This window comes from Allohahella sp. A8 (genome assembly GCF_047946665.1).
In the GTDB taxonomy this organism is placed as follows: domain Bacteria; phylum Pseudomonadota; class Gammaproteobacteria; order Pseudomonadales; family Oleiphilaceae; genus Allohahella.
Map to the genome: position 1 here is coordinate 1,886,816 of NZ_CP172312.1, position 19,537 is coordinate 1,906,352.

Consider the following 19,537-nt stretch of genomic DNA (forward strand, 5'->3'; position numbering starts at 1 on the left):
TAGTTTTATCCGTTCATGATGCGTTTAAGTTGTTGTCGGAGCGGCGCTGCCACTGCAGCAGCATGGCCTCCACCACCTGGAAGGACCCGAAGGCTACCAGGCAATCGCCCGGCCGCAGACCATCAGTAGCGGCCTCGAGCGCAGTCACGAGAGATTCGTGTGCCTCGATCGAAGGCACAAACGCTGACGCCTCGCCCGCGCCGCGGTCTTTGAGAGCCGTCGCAATGGCTGTGTCGGCAGCCTGCCTCAGACGTGGCAAAGCCGCTGCCCGCGCACCCTGCAGAGGAAACAAGTACCAGCGACTCACCAGATGCAGCATTGGCAAGATCAGCGCTTCAATCGACTTGTCGGCAAAACAGGAAAAGATTGCCCGGATCTCCCCGGTCTTCTCGCCTTGAGTGGCCTGCGACGAGCCTGCCTGGCGACCGGTCTGACGCTCGAGCCATTCAGCCAGATACACTGCCGCCTGTGCATTGTGCGCGGCATCTATACAGATAATTGGGTCGGACTGCAGGATTTGCAAGCGCCCGGGCAGCGTCAGTGAATCGAGCAGCTGAACATGATTGCGCGGCAGCTGGTGACCGAGCAGCTCGAACGTTGCACAGGCAGCTGCCAGGTTCGCAGCAGGCAGGCGAGTGCCAGGATGTCCCGGACTGATATCTGTCAGACCGTAACGATGCTCATCGAAGTGTTCGCCATAGATTCTCACCTCGTTGCGCAGATCTTGCACGTTCGTCAGAACACTGTTCGGCATATCCCTGGACCCGAGCACGCACAGGGCTTCGCTTCGCAGAACACCGGCCTTTTCGGCGCCGATAGCGTCGAGGGTATCCCCCAGCACAGCCTGATGATCCAGGCCAATACGGGTGATGACAGCGAGGTCGGCATCGATAAGATTGACGGTGTCGAGCCTGCCACCCAGCCCGACTTCCAGAACCACAAGATCCAGCGCGGCATCACGGAGCAAGGCAAACACGGCCAAAGTCGTGAACTCATAATAGGACAGCGGTGCGACGGCCGGTCCGCCGCACTGCCTGCGAGCCGCCTCCACGCGCTCGAAAGCGGCGCAGAATGCTGCATCACTGACTTCCACGCCGTCGATACGGCAGCGCTCATTGAATCTGAGCACATGAGGCGAGCCGTAAACGCCGACACGCAGACCGCTGGCACGACCCAACTCCGCAATCGCCGCGGCGGTTGATCCCTTGCCGTTGGTACCAGCGACAATAACGATCTGCCGGGCAAGTCTCTGATCATCGGGATTGAGTTGCTGCCAGACCAGGGCGCTGCGCTCGAGACCAGGCCGCATGCTGAACTCTGGACCAAGCATGTTCTCCAGATAAGCCAGCCAGGCCGGCAGATCCCGGCTACCTGGGACCGGTGATTCAGCAATCTCCTGTGTCATACGGTCGTCCCGCTCACTCAGAGGACGTCGAATTGCCGCGCTTCGGCTCAACCGAAGCCAGTTTCGCTGGCTGATTTGTATTCACAGGCGAATAGGCTGCGCCTTCGACCTCATCCCAGGCTTCTTCGGAGCCAATGGCGGACATGCGCTGGTGCACAGACTCTGCCGGAGCGACGTAGGCCTGTTGACCCTCGTCGGTTTGCTCGGGAACGCGCGGTGGCTGTTCGGCTTCGATATTAGCTAGTGGCGCGGGGTCTTTAGACTGTGCAAGCTCGAGCTCGTCGCTGCTCAGCAATGACCGCGGGACCGGCAGCCGCATCAGTTTGGCCAGCAGGCTCGCGACGCGCTCGCGCATCTCTGGCCGAGCTACGATCATGTCGATGGCACCGTGAGCAAGCAGAAACTCGCTGCGCTGGAACCCTTCGGGCAGGGTCTGCCGCACGGTCTGCTCGATGACCCGGGGGCCTGCAAAGCCAACCAGAGCCTTCGGTTCAGCGATGTTGATATCGCCGAGCATGGCCAAACTCGCCGAAACCCCGCCAAATACTGGATCAGTCATGATGGAGATATACGGCAGCCTTTCGCGCTTCAAACGCTCCAGCGCGGCTGCAGTCTTCGCCATCTGCATCAGTGAGATGAGGGCCTCCTGCATTCGCGCGCCTCCACTGGCCGAGAAGCAGATGAGCGGCGCACGCAGCTCGATGCAACGATTCACTGCCCGGACGAATTTTTCGCCGACAACTGCACCCATCGAACCGCCGAGAAACTTGAACTCGAAGGCCGCTACCACCACAGGAATACCGTGCAGGCCACCTTCGACGACAATCATGGCATCCTTTTCGCCTGTACTCTTCTGATTGGCTGCGATTCTGTCTTTATACTTTTTGGTGTCACGGAACTTGAGCTTGTCGGTGGGTTCGAGCTCTGGCGCAATCTCCTTCTGCTCGATACCGCCTTCGTCCACCTTGTCCAGAAACACAGCGATCCGCCGCCGCGCACTGATGCGCATGTGATACGAGCATTTCGGGCAGACCTCGACATTCTTCTCAAGCTCAGGCCTGTAGAGGACGGACTCACAGTTCGGGCACTTCTTCCAAAGACCCTCTGGAACAGTGCTCTTGTGCTTGGATTGTGCACTGCTCATTCCGGGAATCAGTTTTTCGAGCCAGCTCGACATGCCTCAATCCTGTTACAATAAATGAGTTGTTATCGGTTTTGCGCGCTCAGATCGTCAAGCGCCTGTCTGATCGATGTCATCAAGCCCTTCACCTGCTCGATCATCTGCTCTGGCTGCTCTGCATGCTCGGCGATGATATTGACAAGCGCACTGCCCACGATGACGCCGTCGGAAACCGCAGCGACCTGGCGCGCTGATACCGCATCCTTGATACCGAAACCTACGCAGACCGGCAGCGCAGACTCTTTCCTGATGGCTTCTACATGCGTCCGCACTGATTCGACATCCAGCTTGCTTGAACCAGTCACACCATTGAGAGAGACATAATAGATGTAGCCGCCACCATTATTGGCAGCAGTTCTGATGCGGGCAGTCTGCGTGGTTGGGGCGATAAGAAAAATCGGATCGAGATCTGCAGCCTGCAACATCGGAGCGAGCCGTCCAGCCTCTTCGGGCGGGAGATCTACCGTCAGCACGCCGTCTACTCCAGCCTTTGCAGCGGCATCGGTGAACACCTGGAAGCCCATGGCCTCGAGCGGGTTCAGATAACCCATCAGTACCAGCGGCGTGCTCGTGTCATCCTTGCGAAACTCGCTGATCATGGCGAGGATCTTTTTCAGACTGGTGCCACTGGCGAGCGCGCGTTCACAGGCTTTCTGAATCACGGGACCATCTGCCATCGGATCGGAAAACGGTATGCCGATTTCTATCGCATCGGCACCGGACTCGACCAGGGCGTGCATCAGTTTCAGCGTGATATCGAGATTCGGATCGCCCGCAGTGATATAGGGGATCAGGGCCTTGCCACCCTTGGCTTCAAGCGCTTCGAATTGCGCCTTCAAACGACTCATAGTGTAATTCCATCCAACTTCGCAACAGTAAGTATGTCCTTGTCGCCGCGACCAGAGAGGTTGACGATTATGCTCTGTTCCGGACTCATCTCCTTGGCCAGCTTCATCGCATAAGCGATCGCATGCGCCGTCTCCAGCGCTGGCATGATGCCTTCGATACGGGTCATGGTATGGAACGCAGCCATGGCTTCGTCGTCGGTTGCGGCAACGTATTGGGCGCGGCCAATGTCCTTCAGCCAGGCATGCTCAGGGCCGACGCCGGGATAATCGAGACCAGCAGACACCGAATGGGTCGCCGAAATCTGGCCGTCTTCGTCTTCCATGAGATAAGTGCGATTGCCGTGCAGCACACCGGGCCGTCCAGCAGAGAGCGGTGCCGCGTGCAGGCCGGTTTCGAGACCCTTGCCGCCGGCCTCGACGCCGTAGATCTTGACTGTTTCATCACCGAGGAATGGATAGAACAGGCCGATGGCATTGGAGCCACCACCCACACAGGCCACAAGCGCATCAGGCAATTTGCCCTCTTTCTTGAGATGCTGCTCCCGCGCTTCACGTCCGATCACCGCCTGAAAGTCTCTGACCAGCAGAGGGTAAGGATGCGGACCTGCTACCGTACCGATGATATAGAAGGTGTCTTCCACAGTACTGACCCAGTCACGCAGGGCTTCACTCATGGCATCCTTCAAGGTTGCAGTGCCACTGGTGACCGAACGAACTTCCGCACCTAGCAGCTTCATTCGGAACACATTGAGCGACTGCCGTTCAATATCTTCGGCACCCATGAAGATGACGCACTCGAGCCCCAGCCGCGCCGCAACGGTAGCTGATGCCACGCCGTGCTGCCCGGCGCCGGTTTCAGCGATGATTCGCTTCTTACCCAGGTGCTTAGCCAACAAAGCCTGGCCTATGGTGTTATTGACCTTGTGGGCGCCGGTATGGTTCAGGTCTTCACGTTTGAAATACAGCTTGGCGCCGCCGATCTGCTTTGTCAGACGCTCAGCCAGGTAGAGTGGCGAAGGCCGGCCCACGTAGTCAGCGAGATCACGATCAAACTCGCGCTGGAAGGCTTCGTCATTTTTCAGTTTGGCATATGCCTGCTCGAGTTCGAGCAGTGAGGCCATGAGCGTTTCTGACACGAAACGGCCACCATATTCGCCGAAGCGGCCGTTAACGTCAGGAAACTGTGCGAGATATTCTTTATCGAATTGCATATGTAGCCATTACCTCATGCAGGAACTGCTGAATCTTTTGGGAGGACTTGACGCCCTTCTCTATTTCGACGCCGCCGCTGACATCCACGGCATACGGCCGCACTGAGTGTATTGCATCAGCGACATTGGCAGCGGTGAGTCCACCGGCGAGAATAAGTGGTTTGCCGATGCTGCCATCGGCCAGCCCCCAGTCGAAGGTGCGGCCGGTACCGCCGTGGCGCACTGGATCAAAACTGTCGAGTAATAGGGCCTGCGCATTGCTGAAGCGATGAGCCTCCGCCGCGAGGTCAGTGGCGTCGGTCATGCCTATCGCCTTGACCCAGGGCAGACCGAACTGCTCGCAGAACTCGGGAGATTCGCTACCGTGAAACTGCAGTGTCTGGCAACCAGACTCGCCAATAGCCCGCCGTACTTCATCAGCCGCCGGATTGACGAACAGGGCCACCCGAGTAACGAAAGGCGGCAATTCACGACAGATTTCAGCGCAGCGACCAGGACTGATCGCACGGATGCTCGGCGCGTAAAAAACGAAGCCAAGTGCGTCGGCACCCGCCTGCGCAGCCGCCAGAGCGTGCTCGGGTTCGCGGATACCGCAGATTTTTACACGCACTCGCTGCAATCGGGCAGACCTCCGAAGATAAATCGATCCCGGAGTATACATGTGCTCATGCCTGCATTAAAGACAAGAGACCTGTGTCAGATCTCAGGTGGGAATACGGCAGGCCCTTTGGGGAGTGCTGGTAGACAGAAGTGCGCCGGATAATCCACGCCGACAAGGTAGAGACCATGAGCTGGTGCTGTGATGCCGGCGCAGCGGCGGTCCCGCGAAGCCAGCACCTCAGAGATCCAGGAGACGGGGCGCGTACCCTCACCTATCGGCAGCAGTGTTCCGGTAATGTTTCTCACCATGTGGTGGAGAAAGGCATTGGCCCGAAGTTGCAGCAGAATATGGTCGCCATGACGGCTGACATTGATTGAATGAAGTTCGCGCACTGGTGTCTTCGACTGACATTCCGCAGCACGCAGTGCGCTGAAATCATGCGTACCCAACAGCAACTGAGCAGCGTCGTGCATACGCTGCTCATCCAATGGGTAGTGAATCCACGTGCTTTGCCGATGGCGTTGGGCCGGTGGCACAGTCTGGTTGAGTATGACGTAGCGGTATTCGCGTGCGGTCGCACTGTAACGGGCATGAAACTCAGTCGAGACGGGGCCAGCCCATCGCACCACGATATCCGGCGGCAGGAAATGGTTGGTGCCGGCAACCCAGGCATGGGGAGAACGGGATGCAAGGGTATCGAAGTGGACCACCTGGGCGGTCGCGTGAACACCGGCATCCGTTCGGCCGGCACAACTGAGGGCAACGTCGTGCGCTGCCACCCGGCTCAGTGCCTTCTGTAAGGCACCTTGAACCGTGTCATGATCGGACAGTTGCGCCTGCCAGCCATGATAGAGACTACCCTGGTAGGCGACGACGAGGGCGATGCGACCAGCCGGAAGCGGCTCATTACTGAATCGTTCTAGAGCTGATCGCAAATCCTGCTTTCCCCGACATCCCTGTTACCACCAACTTACAGGCCAGCGAGGAGTTCGTTGGCTTCTGTCTTCTGCTCATCGCTGCCTTCTTCGACAACTTCGAGCAGGATATCACGTGCACCATCCTTGTCACCCATATCGAGATAGGCGCGGGCGAGGTCCAGTTTGGTCGCAGCTTCGTCAGCATCTGACATGAAATCGAAATCATCTTCGATGTCTTTGCTTTCTACAACTTCGGCATCATCACCTGAGCCAGCAGGCGAATCTGCGGCAGTGGCCAACGAATCTTCTGTCGCGCCGGCGTCAAGCTCATCCAACTCAAGGTCGCCATCATCAAGATCATCAAGATCTATGCTATCGATATCGAGGTCGTCCATTTCAAGATCAGCCAGATCCAGCGTCTCATCGCGCCCTTCGCTCAGCTGTCGGTCGGCCGGCGTCGTCTCAGCCACTGGCGCCGCTGTGGGAATGGTATCTTCCTCATCGAGCTCAAGATCGAAGTCGGCAAGTTCGTCTTCGTCAGCTTCACTGAGCTCGAGATCCAGATCGCTGCTATCCAGGTCGATCTCGTCATCCGCCGAATCCAGTTCGATAGGCTCTTCCAAGGAAGCATTGATTTCGTCAGCAGCGGCCTCAGCAGCCTGCAGTGAGCGATCGAAATCGGTACTGCGTGGGTCGCCATTGCGGTCACCATCGACGCTCTCGAGTGTGTCGAGATCAAGTAAGTCTGCCTCGTCTTCGAGGCTGCTCGTCGACACGGCGGCTGGGGAACCATCTGCATCGTCGAGATCCAGATCGCTGATCCGGAAATCGATATCCAGATCGTCGCTGTCATCAAACGCGCCCGATGTTGTGGTGTCGTCCAGGCTGAAACTCAGATCGCGAGTATTATCCGGCGAGTCAGGTGTCCTAGCTGCGACATCATAGCCGGAGTCTACATCCAGATCGTCAAGCTCATCGCTGGCCGAAGGGGTGCTGCGATCAGAGGACTCGTCGGAATCTCCAAATACGTCCGCCAGATCGTCATCACTCAACTCATCTTCGGTATCCGGGTGTCCTGTTCTGGCGTAAGCCAGCGTTGGTGAAGACGACGAGTTTCGCAGTTCTTCTTCCAGCGCCTCAAGGGAGGTATCGTCCGCTTCGTCGGCATCTTCGTCGGTGGCGATGTCATAGCGATTCATCACGCTCTGCGCTTCGACGATGGCGTCTTCATCTTCACCAGCCATGATGCGATCGTAAGCCTGGTGCATGGCGGCTGTAGCACCAGCCATACCAAGCACATCAAGCAATTTAACCCGATAGCGCTGATTGTCAGGCTCTTTCTCGAGCGCATCTTCGAGCACTTGCCGAGCCTGATCTTCGCGGTCGTAGGCGAGGTAGACGTCGGCAGCAGCGACCGGGTCGGACTCGTCAGAGGCGGCATCTACGGCGCTGCGCGACATGCCGGCTCGTGATGCTGCTATCGCTGCGCCTGAAGGCCCGCCAGCAGCATTCTCAGCGCCCAACTCATAATCGTCTGCTTCCTTGTTGGCCCTTCGACGGGACATGGCCCACAGCAGTAACAATATCAGGAGCAGACCACCAGCCAATGCCATTTGATACAGCGGATTGGACGCGATCTGGTCAAGCAGATTCTCAGGCTCTGCGGCAACTGGCTCTGCTGCTTCCCGTGGCTTAACCACTGGAATTTCTTCAGTCAATACCGCCACTTCGGCTGCAGGTTCATCGCCTGCGCCCTCGGTCATGTCACCAGCGGCCATCTCGGCTTCTGGGCTGGCAGGATCAATCGCGGTGATTTCGCCTGCCTCGCCCTGAGGCGCGGCTGGGTCACTGCTCGTCATGCCATTAGCCGGGACGCTGGCTTGTGTGGCAGGATCGCCTGCCTGTCCGCCTGCGCCATCTGCAGGCGAGGTTTCAGGCTGGGTTACAGTATTGGTGGCGGCCGCCTTCTCAGGCGAGCCCGCTGCAGAAGATGCCGCGCCTTCATTCTGAGTCCGCTGCTTGGCCAGTTGTGCCTGCAATGCCGCGAGCTCATCATCCTTGAGCTTCACAAGACGTTGCGCGGTCGCCAGTTGTTCCTGCACAGCGTCGAGTCGACTCTTCAGCTCTTCATTGGCGCGTGTCTGCTCCGCAAGATCCTCACCGAGCACAACCGGATCGGTGGCGCGAACGCTTGTACCCGTAACCTGCCCCTCACCGGAGTTGGCTTCAGAGCCGGTCGCTGTTCCACGCTCGTCAGCGAGAATTCGCATCTGATCTGTTCGGGACCCTTCGCTGCCTGTGATGACCTCGAATTCACGATTCTGCACCGCGAACTCGCTGGTCGCATCACGACGGTCGCGTTCGAGAATGGTTTGCTCATCCGGAATCTTCAGCATCTGGCCACGCTTGACCAGATTGATGTTGTTGTTGACGAAGGCATCCGGGTTCAGATCCTGAATCGCCAGCATCATCTGCTGTGGAGAAATCTGACTATTGGGCCGGGTTTTGAGCGCTATTTCCCACATGGTTTCATCAGCGCGAATGGGACCGTAAGCGTCAGTCTGTCCACCACCCTGCGGCGCCGAACTGGCTGGCACGGTGGAACGAGCCGTTTGTTGAGTGCCCGCGGCAGGCGTTTTCGGAGCAGGGGCGCTCTGTCGTGCCGGCGGCTGAGACGTCGTGTTCGTCTGGACGGTCTGTACCGGCGCAGCCGACGTTGTATTGTCGAGACTATAGGTCGGCGGATCGATCAGCAAAGCATATTCACGAAGCAGACGACCGGAAGGCCAGTTCACTTCGACAAGGAAATTAAGGTAAGGCTCTCGTACCGGTTTTGAACTGCTAAGACGGATCACAGCGCCGCCAGTGTTCTTCCATTCGACCTTGAAGCGAACGTCATTGAGGAAGAATGCGCGATCGATGTTCGCCCGCCTGAACGCTTCCTGACTTGCCAGGGCCGTGACAATTTCAGACGGCTGCAGGCCCTCCGTGTTCACCAGCTCGATCTGAGCATCTAGGGGCTGGTTCAGCGACGAGTTGACGGTAACTTCGCCGAGGCCTAGTGCCTGTGCGATGCTGGCAGAGAGCGAGGATGCTGCGAAGAGTGCAACCGCGAACTTGCGAACCATAGCCATTTCCTTAGTGTCACAATACTGAGTCAAAGTAGTCCGCGGAGGTGAGCCCTGCAATTTTGCAGAGACAGGCAGAGCCTCTAGCGTACCTAGAATTGAAGTGTCTTATCGAAAGTAAGTATTGATGAGGGATCAGTTTTTTACAAGAAAATAGCCCGCGGGCTCCGCGGGCACACTTACGCCCCCGGGCTTGCGGGGCGAGAGAGGCATCAGTACGAGCTGATCAGAGCCTGCCGACCAGGATTGCCAGCATTCGACGCAAAGGCTCTGCGGCACCCCACAGGAGCTGGTCGCCAACCGTGAACAGGCTGAGGTAGTCATCCCCCAGTGAGAGCTTGCGGATGCGACCCACCGGGATCTGCAGGGAACCGCTGGCATAGGCAGGCGTGAGTTTGGCGCGGGTGGCTTCCGGCGTATTGTCGATGACTTCCACCCACTCATTTCCGCTGGCAATGATGTCTTCCAGGGCGCGAACCGACACACCCTTCTTCAGCTTCACCGTGACCGACTGGCTATGTGAGCGCATGGCGCCGACACGTACACACAAGCCATCAATCGGGATCGGGCGCTGGGAATTGCCAAGGATCTTGTTGGCCTCAACCCCAGCCTTCCACTCTTCACGTGTCTGACCATTGGCGACAAGACTGTCGATCCAGGGAATCACGCTACCAGCCAGTGGGGTACTGAAACACTCCACCGGAAAATCCTTGTCATGCATGCTGGCGATAACTTTCTGGTCGATATCCAGAATTGCACTGGCAGGATCGTCGAGCAGCTCGCGACAGTCACCATGCAGGCGCCCCATCTGCTGGAGCAGTTCACGCATATGGCGCGCACCACCACCAGAAGCAGCCTGATACGTGGTCGGATTTGCCCACTCCACAAGATTCTCGCGGAACAGACCGATGAGCCCCATCAGCATCAAACTGACCGTGCAATTGCCGCCGACATAAGTGCGAACGCCTGAGTCGAGGGCACGATCGATGACATTGCGATTTACCGGATCGAGAATGATGACCGCATCATCCTGCATTCGCAGCGCCGAAGCAGCGTCTAACCAGTAACCATCCCAACCAGACGCGCGCAGGTCCTTGAAGACCTGTTTTGTGTAATCGCCGCCCTGACAGCTGACCACGATATCCATCTCTGCGAGCGCCCTGATATCGGTCGCGTCCAGCAGTGGTCGCCCATCTGGACCAGCTTCGCCACCCTGCGACGTCGAGAAATAGCAGGCATCGATAGCATCGAGATCGCCACAGGCTTCAAGCCTGGACATCAACACCGAGCCAACCATGCCACGCCAACCTACAAGACCTACTTTCTGTTTCATGACTTCATCCATATCTATGGTGCATTCACTGAATCCAGATCGGAGAATTCAGAATAAGAATTTTCTGTGCGCCAGCTATGCCAGCGCGAGCGCAGCCACTACGGCTTCACCCATTTGCTTCGTGCTGACGCTCTGCCCTGGCACATCAGCAATATCTGCGGTTCGCAGACCCTGATCCAGCACTGCGCCTACCGCACGCTCAATGGCATCGGCTGCCTGCAGGGCCGCATCACTTCGGATTGAGTATCGCAGCATGAGCGCAGCCGACAGGATCGTCGCCAGCGGATTGGCCACGCCACGACCAGCAATGTCAGGTGCAGAGCCATGGCAAGGCTCATACATGCCCTTGTTGTCGGCATCGAGTGAGGCCGAAGGCAGCATACCGATCGAGCCAGTCAGCATCGCCGCCTCATCCGAGAGGATATCGCCGAACATGTTTCCAGTTACGATAACGTCGAACTGCTTTGGTGCACGAACAAGCTGCATCGCCGCGTTGTCGACGTACATGTGCGAGAGTTCGACGTCAGGATAGTCGGCAGCCATGCTTGTCACGATTTCACGCCAGAGCCGCGTCACTTCCAGAACGTTTGCCTTGTCGACAGAGCAGAGTTTGCCAGAGCGCTTGCGTGCAGCCTCGAACGCCACTGCAGCGATCCGGCGAATTTCCGGCTCACTGTAGCGGTAGGTATTGAAGCCTTCGCGGTCACCCGCGTCGTTGACATGCACGCCCCGTGGCTTGCCAAAATAGATACCGCCGGTGAGTTCCCGAACGATAAGAATGTCGAGACCCGACACGATTTCCGGCTTCAACGAGCTTGCCGCGGCAAGCTGAGGATACAGGATCGCGGGACGCAGATTGGCAAATAACTGCAGACCCGAACGCAGGCCGAGCAGGCCGTTTTCCGGACGCTTACCGGCTTCAATGGCATCCCATTTGGGTCCACCGACTGCACCGAGCAGAATGGCATCCGCAGCGCGAGCCTTGTCCATCGTTTCATCTGGCAGCGGCGTGCCATGGGCATCAATGGCCGCACCACCGACCAGACCATGCTCGATCTGCAGACCAAGCCCGAAGAGCTGATCGACACGATTCAGCACCTTGGCAGCCTCAGCCATAATCTCTGGGCCAATTCCATCGCCCGGGAGTAACAACACTGAACTCATACTCAATTTTCCATATGGGATTACGACGTGGGCGAGCTTAGACGCCAGCGCTTACTACGTCGGTGAACATCCAGGGGGTGATCTGCTTACGCTGCTGCTCATAGGCGCGAATGGCATCGCTTTCCTTCAGCGTCAGACCTATTTCGTCCAGACCTTCCAGCAAGCACTTCTTGCGGAAACCATCGATTTCGAAATCGAACACCAGTTCATCAGCGCTGCCATCGAGTACGGTGACCGTCTGAGCCGGCAGGTCTATGGTGACTTCACAGCCAGGCACACGTGCAACCGCGTCGAACAAGACCTTTACCTCTTCTTCTTTCAGAACAATAGGTAACAAGCCGTTCTTAAAGCAGTTATTGAAGAATATATCAGCGAAGCCTGGCGCGATGATCGAACGGAAGCCGAAGTCTTCCAGTGCCCATGGCGCGTGCTCACGTGACGAACCGCAGCCAAAGTTTGGACCGGCCAATAACACGCTGGCCTCGTCATAAGGCTGCTTGTTGAGCACAAAATCAGGGTTCAGCGGGCGCTGACTGTTGTCTGCATCAGGCTGGCCTTCATCGAGATAACGCAACTCGTCGAACAGATTCGGCCCGAAGCCGCTGCGCTTGATCGACTTCAGGAACTGCTTCGGGATAATCATATCTGTATCAACGTTGGCACGATTGAGCGGCGCCACGATACCCGTGTGAACAGTGAACTTTCTCATGCCGCAACTCCGTTGGGTGACTCGCCAGCTGACAAATGATCAGGATCAACAGGTTGCAGTGTTCTTATGTCAACGAAGTGACCGAATACGGCCGCCGCCGCCGCCATAGCAGGCGATACCAGATGCGTGCGACCACCAAAACCCTGTCGGCCTTCGAAATTGCGATTGGAGGTCGAGGCGCAATGCTCACCCTGCCCCAGTTTATCCGCGTTCATGGCCAGGCACATCGAACAGCCAGGCTCACGCCAGTCCAGACCAGCTTCACGGAATATTACATCAAGCCCTTCGGCTTCTGCCTGTCGCTTGACGAGTCCCGAACCAGGCACAACGAGCGCCTGCTTGATAGTCGATGCAACCTTGCGACCCTTCACGACGGCCGCAGCCTCGCGCAGGTCTTCTATGCGCGAATTCGTGCAGCTGCCGATAAAGACGCGGTCGAGCCGAATGTCAGTGATTGCCTGACCCTCGCTCAAACCCATGTAGCTCAGTGCCCGCGCCCGCGAGTCAGCATTCTGCTGCACACGATCTGCACTGCGCTCGCTACCATCAGGCACGTTTTCATCAACAGCGACCACCATCTCAGGCGAGGTGCCCCAGGTGACCTGTGGGGCCAGGTTACTGATATCGATCTCGACCACGGTATCGAAGTGGGCGCCGGCATCACTTGTGAGTGTGCGCCAGTAAACTACCGCACGATCCCACTCTTCCGGATCGTCATTTCCGGGGCTGAATGGCCGACCGGCGAAATAATCGATGGTGGTCTGATCAACGGCAATCATGCCTGCTCGTGCACCAGCTTCTATAGCCATGTTGCAGACCGTCATTCGACCTTCCATCGAGAGCGCTTCAATGGCTTCGCCAGCGAACTCTATCGCGTGACCATTACCGCCAGCGGTGCCGATTCGACCGATGATTGCCAGGACGATGTCCTTCGCATAAATACCCTGTGGCGCCTTGCCAGTGACCCGCACCAGCATATTCTTCATTTTCTTCGCGACGAGACACTGGGTTGCCAGCACGTGCTCGACTTCGGAAGTACCTATGCCGTGGGCCAGCGCACCGAACGCGCCATGCGTGGAGGTATGCGAGTCGCCGCAGACTACGGTCATGCCTGGCAGCGTTGCACCCTGCTCCGGACCGATCACATGGACGATGCCCTGACGCATGTCGTTCATTCGGAACTCGAGGATGCCGAAATCGTCGCAATTGCTATCCAGCGTCTGCACCTGTATGCGCGAAACCGGATCGACGATGCCACTCACGCCCGCGCTCTGGTTCTCAGTGGGCACATTGTGATCGGGCGTGGCAATGTTGGCACTGATGCGCCAGGGCTTGCGCCCGGCGATCCGCAGCCCTTCAAAGGCCTGCGGCGACGTGACTTCGTGTAGCAGTTGTCGGTCGATGTAGATCAGTGCGCTGCCGTCATCGCGCTGGGTGACGACGTGGCTGTCCCATAACTTGTCATACAGGGTCTTGGCGGACCTATTATTAGACCTATCTATCGACATATACGCTCGCAGACCTGGTGGTCTTCCTCAAAAAACGGCTCATCATGCTACGCTTCGAGGCCCGAAAATTCAATGCTGCGGGGCTACGAGCCCCGGCAAACGCACGCGCCCGCTCAGGCTGGAACAGCCTTTACCGCACGACACCAATACGTCTCGGGACCACAGGACCGCCAGCCAAGCAGCAGCACGAGCATGGCAGCGGCGGCTGATGCGGCCGCAAAATAGAAGGTATCGCCAGCAGAATAATGAAAAGCAATCTGCCCGCTTGCCCAGGCTCCGACGGCACCCCCAGCCCCGAAACTGACAGCGCTGTAGAGCGCCTGCCCTTGCCCCGCGACCGAGCCTCGCCCGAAGGCGCGGTGCACGAACTCAATCGATACGGCATGAACGCAGCCAAAACTAAGGGCGTGGCCGAGTTGAAATAGCAGCAGTAGCCACACCTGATCGGCCAACTCGGCGATTCCCCACCAGCGCAGCGCCGTTAGCGTCAACGCAGCAAGCATGAGAACGCGCAAGGAGTAACTCTTCAGGAAGCGATGCATCACCAGGAAGAGCCCAACCTCTGCCAACACGCCGACAGCCCAGAGAATACCTATAATGTCAAATGAGTAGCCCACGTTTTTAAGGTGGATTGTAAAGAAGGTATAGTATGGACCGAAAGAGAGCTGAACGAGGAATGCTATTATGAAAAACAATATGATTGGGATACTTTTGAATTCTTTTGTGAAGACTTTGAGCACATCCCTGAAGCCCATCCCGCCGGTCGAGTCAGGCGCATGAATCATCAGTGAGGACCATAGCAGAGCAGCCATGAGCAGGATCATGGCATACGGCAGCAGGGCCAGGCCGAAATACTCGAAAACGGCACCGAGCCCGATCACTACAGCGATGAAGCCGACCGAGCCCCACAAGCGGATTCGGCTGTAATGATGCTGACGCCCCTGCTCACGGAGCGCCGACAGAGTGATGACTTCGAACTGAGGCAGCACTGCATTCCAGAACGCGCTGAAGAAGACCATGAGGATGAGCAGCGGCCAGAAGCTTTCAAGCATCGGGAAGACGAGCAGCGCGACCAGGGCGAAACTGATCCCGACGCGAATCAGTCGCAGCCGCCGACCGGTGGCATCGGCAACGATGGCCCAGAGGTTGGGCGCAAGTATTTTGGTGACCATGACAGAGGCCACCAGCAGGCCAATCTCTGCATGATTCAGCCCAAGCAGGCGAAAATAATCAGGCAGAAACGGCGCTATCGTGCCGACCAGCGCAAAATACCAGAAATACGCTGCCGAGATGGGTCGAAAAGAAGCGCTCACTGGCGCCTTACGGTGTTTTCTTCTCGCGCGCTACACGCTCGATGTCTGGCGTCTCGACCTGTACACCCATGTTCTGACCACGGTGTCTCAGCATGTGATCCATGAGGGTCAGTGCCATCATGGCTTCGGCAATCGGTGTGGCACGGATACCTACACAAGGATCATGTCGACCAAGCGTGCGCACCACGACCGGCTCGCCAGCCACATTGATGCTGTCACCCGGCAGATGCAGACTGCTCGTGGGCTTCAGCGCAATACTGGCGACAATGGTCTGACCGCTGCTGATGCCGCCGAGAATGCCGCCCGCGTTGTTCGAAAGAAATCCTTCAGGCGTGAGCAGATCACGATGCCGGCTCCCCTTCTGACTCACCGAGTCGAAGCCTGCGCCAAACTGCACGCCCTTGACCGCATTAATGCTCATCAGGCCGTGCGCGAGCTCTGCATCCAGCCTGTCGAACACCGGCTCGCCCAGACCCACAGGCACGCCCGTAGCTGTTACCGTAACCTCGGCACCAACTGAATCGCCTTCCTTGCGCAAGGCATCCATATAGTTCTCGAGCGCTTCTACCTGTGCAGAGTTGCCACAAAAGAAGGCGTTATTGTCGGTTTCGGCCCAGTCGAAGGTTTCATCTTCGAAGTGACTCAGGCGAATTGGTCCCAACTGGGAGAGATAGCCGCGGACCTGTATTCCGTACTGCTCCAGAAGGTATTTTTTGGCGATCGCACCGGCTGCGACCCGCATGGCCGTCTCTCGGGCTGAGCTTCGACCGCCACCGCGGTAGTCACGAAAGCCGTATTTGTGCCAGTAGGTGTAGTCGGCATGGGCCGGACGAAACACGTCACTGATATTCGAGTAGTCCTTGGATTTCTGATCGGTATTGCGAATAAGCAGCCCGATGCTGGTTCCAGTGGTCTTGCCTTCGAATACGCCAGAGAGGATTTCGACCTCATCCGGCTCCTTTCGCTGAGTGGTATGGCGAGAGGTACCAGGCTTACGGCGATCGAGGTCGACCTGAAGATATTCGGCACTGAGCGCCATGCCCGGCGGGCAACCGTCAACGATGGCGCCTAGAGCGGGCCCGTGACTCTCACCAAAGGTGGTGACTGTAAAAAGCTTACCGAAGCTATTGCCTGACATAGACGCTGAATGCCCTGATATTGATTGAAACCGAACGCGCCAGTGTAGCCGCTTAGCCTTCTAAGTTCAGCAGCTGTTCTCTGGAAACGATGAATACGCCCTCCGCACCACGCTCATCCTCGGGACTTTCCTCAAGCTCGGGTATCACGAGCGAAAGTCTTGGAAAGGCTTCGAGCAGCCTGGGCAGACTGTTGCCGATTTCGCAGATGAGTATGCCATCGTCGGTCAGGTAGTCAGGTGCCTCACGCAGCAGCCGCCTGGTGAAATCGAGACCATCTTCACCTGAGGCCAGCGCAAGCTCCGGCTCATGTGCATACTCGGGCGGCAAATCGGCCATGTCCTCGGCGTCAACGTATGGCGGGTTGCAAAGAATCACATCGAAACGCTTGCGATAAGCGCCGAGACTTGCGAACAGGTCGCTGTGAATCACCGTGGCGTCGCTGAGCCCGTAGCGCGCGACATTTCGTTTTGCAAGTTGGAGTGCAGCCTTAGATATATCGCTGAGCACAACCGTGGCTTCCGGGAAGGTCATTGCGGCAGCTACGCCAATGCAGCCTGAGCCACAACAAAGATCGAGAATATGAGTCGGTGCATTGCCGCCTAGCCAGGGCTCCAGCTGGTTTGCCAATAGTTCGCCCAGATGTGAGCGCGGGATAAGCACATTGCGGTCGATATGGAAAGGCAAGCCCATGAACCAGCCTTCACCAAGCAGATACGGCACCGGCTCCCGTGCCTCTACGCGGCGTCGAAGCAGCTCAAACAGATGCAGCCGCTCGGAGACCAGCAGGTTGGCATCGAGTAGGCGATCATCACCTTCAGCCGGCAGATGGAGTGCGCCGAAGACGAGCCGAATGGCTTCATCCCACACATTATCGGTGCCATGACCAAAGTGAACCTCGTGCTGTCGAAACAGCGAGCAACTCAGCCGAACCCAATCGCGAACAGTCGCCATCGCTTCAAGATCAGCCGCTTCAAGTGGCTTGATTTCAGTCATTGCCAGCATCTCCAGCCGGTAGCCATACCAATTCTACATAGCGCACGAGCCCACCCACTTCCGCATCGACGCTCGACCTGTCCGAGATGGGAGCCAGGTTCTGCAACTGGTCTCGCCACGGACCTATGGTCAGGGCCTCGACTTCATCCAGCTGCACATATCGGCGGCGGAGATAGGTTCGCACCAGACTGCCGAGCTTCGCAGCCTCTCGATAGTTTCGCTTCGCGTCGATATTGGGCTGCTCACTGAAACTGCCGATGATGATGCGTCCCGACCTGCTGTCGAAGCCGAGCGAAGCTACTTCCGCGAACCACTGCTCAAGCCGTGAATCGAAGGTCCTGCTGGACTGTACGCCTTCAGCCGTGACCACCAGAGTTCGCACATCACCAGCCGTTTTCAGTAGCTTATCAAAGCGCTTAATCTCGACGAGCGCCTCTGGGCCTATCGTTATCGGGAGCGGTGTCGGTCGCTCGGTCTCAGCAGTCGGTGGTCTTGCTTCGGGCGAGGGCAAGTCACCTCGCCTGGCGTTTAGCTGAGTCGAGAGCAGTTTCGCGTCGCCCTCGAGCGCCAGTACCCGCTCGTAGCGAATCTGTTCCACATGCGCGTACAGCCGCTGGTTGCCACGACGAATGACGTAGGCTGTTACGAGATAGCTGTCGTCCCCTTCCCACAGACGAGCGGCCAGATATCGCTGGTTCCGGTCACGCCCATAGAGAATCCTTCGATCGAATACCGTATTCGCCCAGTCATTGCTACGCCCGCAGTTCCGGGCCTCGCATTTGAACAGGAGCAGCCCGCTCTGACGACTGACCTCTGCCATGTAATGCTCGAACACTTCGTCGACGTCGTGGCGCTGGGGAATTTCATAGGTGGCGGTAACACGGTTTCCACTGACTCTCACGGCGCCAACGGCCCTGAGTCCACTGTTGCTGTCTGAAACCCGGCCGGTCATGACCTCATATTCAGGCTTGTTGTCTTCGCTGCTGCTTTCAAGTTCCGAGAACGGAAACGGACTCAGGAGCAGGTCCTTTGCCCATAGCGAATGGCAAAAGACCATGAGCACCAGGAGGCATATGCTTCGCATCATGACGTGCTCCGAGTTTGCTTAAGGAAGGCCTGGATGTGTCGCGCCATGGCGGTATAATCTCCATCCAGATGACCGTGATGGTTACCTTCGACGGTGACGACCTGCAGGAAACCGGCGCTGCCATCGAGTGTCTCTCGCAAAATCCGCAGGCGATCATTGCGACTCTCATCGGGCGATATGAAACCCTTGCTGGTTACGATCAACAGTGTGGGTAATGTCTGGTTCTTCAGTAGATCAATGACCTGCGGCTCGGTCATGCGTTGACTCGAGGGTAGACGCAGACGGGGATCTGAGCGCCAGGTCCAGCCTCCATCGCAGGGCTTGAGCGCCCTGGTCACGAGCGCTTCGGCAGCAGACTCGGAAAGTCCGCCAAAACCCAGCATTCTCGCTTTGCAGACGGCCTCGATACTCGGGTAAACCGGTCGTTCGTTATCCAGGCGACGCCGATTGCGCGCCTTGACGAGGAATTTCTGTAACTGCGCCGCTGTCTCTTCCGCGGGCCCACTGAGAGGGCCGAGCGCTTCGATACTGATCAGTCCGGTAACGCGCTCCGCCGCCACTGCGGCATAAGTCAGGCTGATCACACCACCGAGCGAATGACCGAGCAGATAGAGTGGTCTTGTTGCCGCCACTTCGCCATTCTCGACCGTAGACGGCTCGCAGTTGAAGGAAAAGTCCGCACTAGCCTCGCCAGTGAGCCAGTCGATTACGATGTCGAGCGTCTGAACATAATCGACCACATGGTAGCCCCCACCCGGAGGACGATGCTCACTTAGACCATGCCCAGGGAGATCGATTGCCAGCACATCCGCATCCTGCGCCAGTAGCGGGGCGATGCGATGGAAAGACTCCGCATTGTCCAGCCAGCCGTGCAAAGCCAGAAAACAGGGTCGATTTGCTGAGGGCTTAGTCGCGGTACTCCAGTAGAGTGCCGCCAGTTCGCCCACCGCCGTCGGGATGCTGAGGGCCTGCGCAGCTAGGGTCTCTGACGATGCCTGCAT

The 19,537-nt window shown here is 57.7% G+C and carries 16 protein-coding genes; all 16 read right to left on the minus strand.

The features are described from left to right. Positions 1 to 13 precede the first annotated feature (13 nt). The 16 genes from ACH3PB_RS08445 to ACH3PB_RS08520 all read right to left on the minus strand — a co-directional run bounded on the left by ACH3PB_RS08445 (position 14) and on the right by ACH3PB_RS08520 (position 19,537). Entirely contained in the window at positions 14 to 1,405 is a 1,392-nt protein-coding gene (locus tag ACH3PB_RS08445) for a bifunctional folylpolyglutamate synthase/dihydrofolate synthase (RefSeq protein WP_416399022.1), read from the minus strand. Between the two features lie 13 nt (positions 1,406 to 1,418). Further along, a complete protein-coding gene (gene accD / locus ACH3PB_RS08450; protein WP_416399023.1) occupies positions 1,419 to 2,582 on the minus strand; it encodes an acetyl-CoA carboxylase, carboxyltransferase subunit beta in 1,164 nt (387 codons plus the stop codon). A gap of 29 nt (positions 2,583 to 2,611) precedes the next feature. Further along, on the minus strand, positions 2,612 to 3,433 hold the full coding sequence (gene trpA / locus ACH3PB_RS08455; RefSeq protein ID WP_416399024.1) for a tryptophan synthase subunit alpha: 822 nt from the start codon (positions 3,431 to 3,433) through the stop codon (positions 2,612 to 2,614). Beyond that, positions 3,430 to 4,644 (minus strand): tryptophan synthase subunit beta, encoded by a 1,215-nt coding sequence (trpB, locus tag ACH3PB_RS08460; protein ID WP_416399025.1) that lies wholly within the window; start codon positions 4,642 to 4,644, stop codon positions 3,430 to 3,432. Before trpB ends, trpA begins: the two co-directional genes overlap by 4 nt. After that, complete coding sequence (locus tag ACH3PB_RS08465) at positions 4,631 to 5,254, minus strand: phosphoribosylanthranilate isomerase (protein WP_416399432.1); 624 nt, start codon at positions 5,252 to 5,254, stop codon at positions 4,631 to 4,633. Before ACH3PB_RS08465 ends, trpB begins: the two co-directional genes overlap by 14 nt. An 86-nt stretch (positions 5,255 to 5,340) precedes the next feature. After that, positions 5,341 to 6,180 carry a tRNA pseudouridine(38-40) synthase TruA gene (truA, locus tag ACH3PB_RS08470; RefSeq protein WP_416399026.1) on the minus strand — a complete coding sequence of 280 codons (840 nt, stop codon included), beginning with the start codon at positions 6,178 to 6,180 and terminating at the stop codon, positions 5,341 to 5,343. A 35-nt stretch (positions 6,181 to 6,215) separates the two neighbouring features. Then, positions 6,216 to 9,290 (minus strand): FimV/HubP family polar landmark protein, encoded by a 3,075-nt coding sequence (locus tag ACH3PB_RS08475; protein ID WP_416399027.1) that lies wholly within the window; start codon positions 9,288 to 9,290, stop codon positions 6,216 to 6,218. 226 nt (positions 9,291 to 9,516) lie between these two features. Further along, complete coding sequence (gene asd, locus ACH3PB_RS08480) at positions 9,517 to 10,623, minus strand: aspartate-semialdehyde dehydrogenase (protein WP_416399028.1); 1,107 nt, start codon at positions 10,621 to 10,623, stop codon at positions 9,517 to 9,519. Between the two features lie 75 nt (positions 10,624 to 10,698). Further along, positions 10,699 to 11,787, minus strand: a complete 1,089-nt coding sequence (gene leuB / locus ACH3PB_RS08485) for a 3-isopropylmalate dehydrogenase (RefSeq protein ID WP_416399029.1) — start codon at positions 11,785 to 11,787, stop codon at positions 10,699 to 10,701. A gap of 37 nt (positions 11,788 to 11,824) precedes the next feature. After that, positions 11,825 to 12,496 carry a 3-isopropylmalate dehydratase small subunit gene (leuD, locus tag ACH3PB_RS08490; RefSeq protein WP_416399030.1) on the minus strand — a complete coding sequence of 224 codons (672 nt, stop codon included), beginning with the start codon at positions 12,494 to 12,496 and terminating at the stop codon, positions 11,825 to 11,827. Then, on the minus strand, positions 12,493 to 14,004 hold the full coding sequence (gene leuC, locus ACH3PB_RS08495) for a 3-isopropylmalate dehydratase large subunit (RefSeq protein WP_416399031.1): 1,512 nt from the start codon (positions 14,002 to 14,004) through the stop codon (positions 12,493 to 12,495). The genes leuD and leuC overlap by 4 nt, the downstream gene beginning before the upstream one ends. Positions 14,005 to 14,117: 113 nt before the next feature. Beyond that, positions 14,118 to 15,317, minus strand: coding sequence for an MFS transporter (locus ACH3PB_RS08500; RefSeq protein ID WP_416399032.1), 1,200 nt, complete (start codon positions 15,315 to 15,317; stop codon positions 14,118 to 14,120). A gap of 7 nt (positions 15,318 to 15,324) precedes the next feature. Next, entirely contained in the window at positions 15,325 to 16,455 is a 1,131-nt protein-coding gene (gene aroC, locus ACH3PB_RS08505) for a chorismate synthase (protein ID WP_416399033.1), read from the minus strand. A gap of 52 nt (positions 16,456 to 16,507) precedes the next feature. Then, positions 16,508 to 17,449: a 50S ribosomal protein L3 N(5)-glutamine methyltransferase gene (prmB, locus tag ACH3PB_RS08510; protein WP_416399034.1), complete on the minus strand. Its 942-nt coding sequence runs from the start codon at positions 17,447 to 17,449 to the stop codon at positions 16,508 to 16,510. Next, positions 17,442 to 18,536 carry a DUF4892 domain-containing protein gene (locus tag ACH3PB_RS08515; protein WP_416399035.1) on the minus strand — a complete coding sequence of 365 codons (1,095 nt, stop codon included), beginning with the start codon at positions 18,534 to 18,536 and terminating at the stop codon, positions 17,442 to 17,444. Before ACH3PB_RS08515 ends, prmB begins: the two co-directional genes overlap by 8 nt. Beyond that, positions 18,533 to 19,537, minus strand: a complete 1,005-nt coding sequence (locus tag ACH3PB_RS08520) for an alpha/beta hydrolase (RefSeq protein ID WP_416399036.1) — start codon at positions 19,535 to 19,537, stop codon at positions 18,533 to 18,535. Before ACH3PB_RS08520 ends, ACH3PB_RS08515 begins: the two co-directional genes overlap by 4 nt.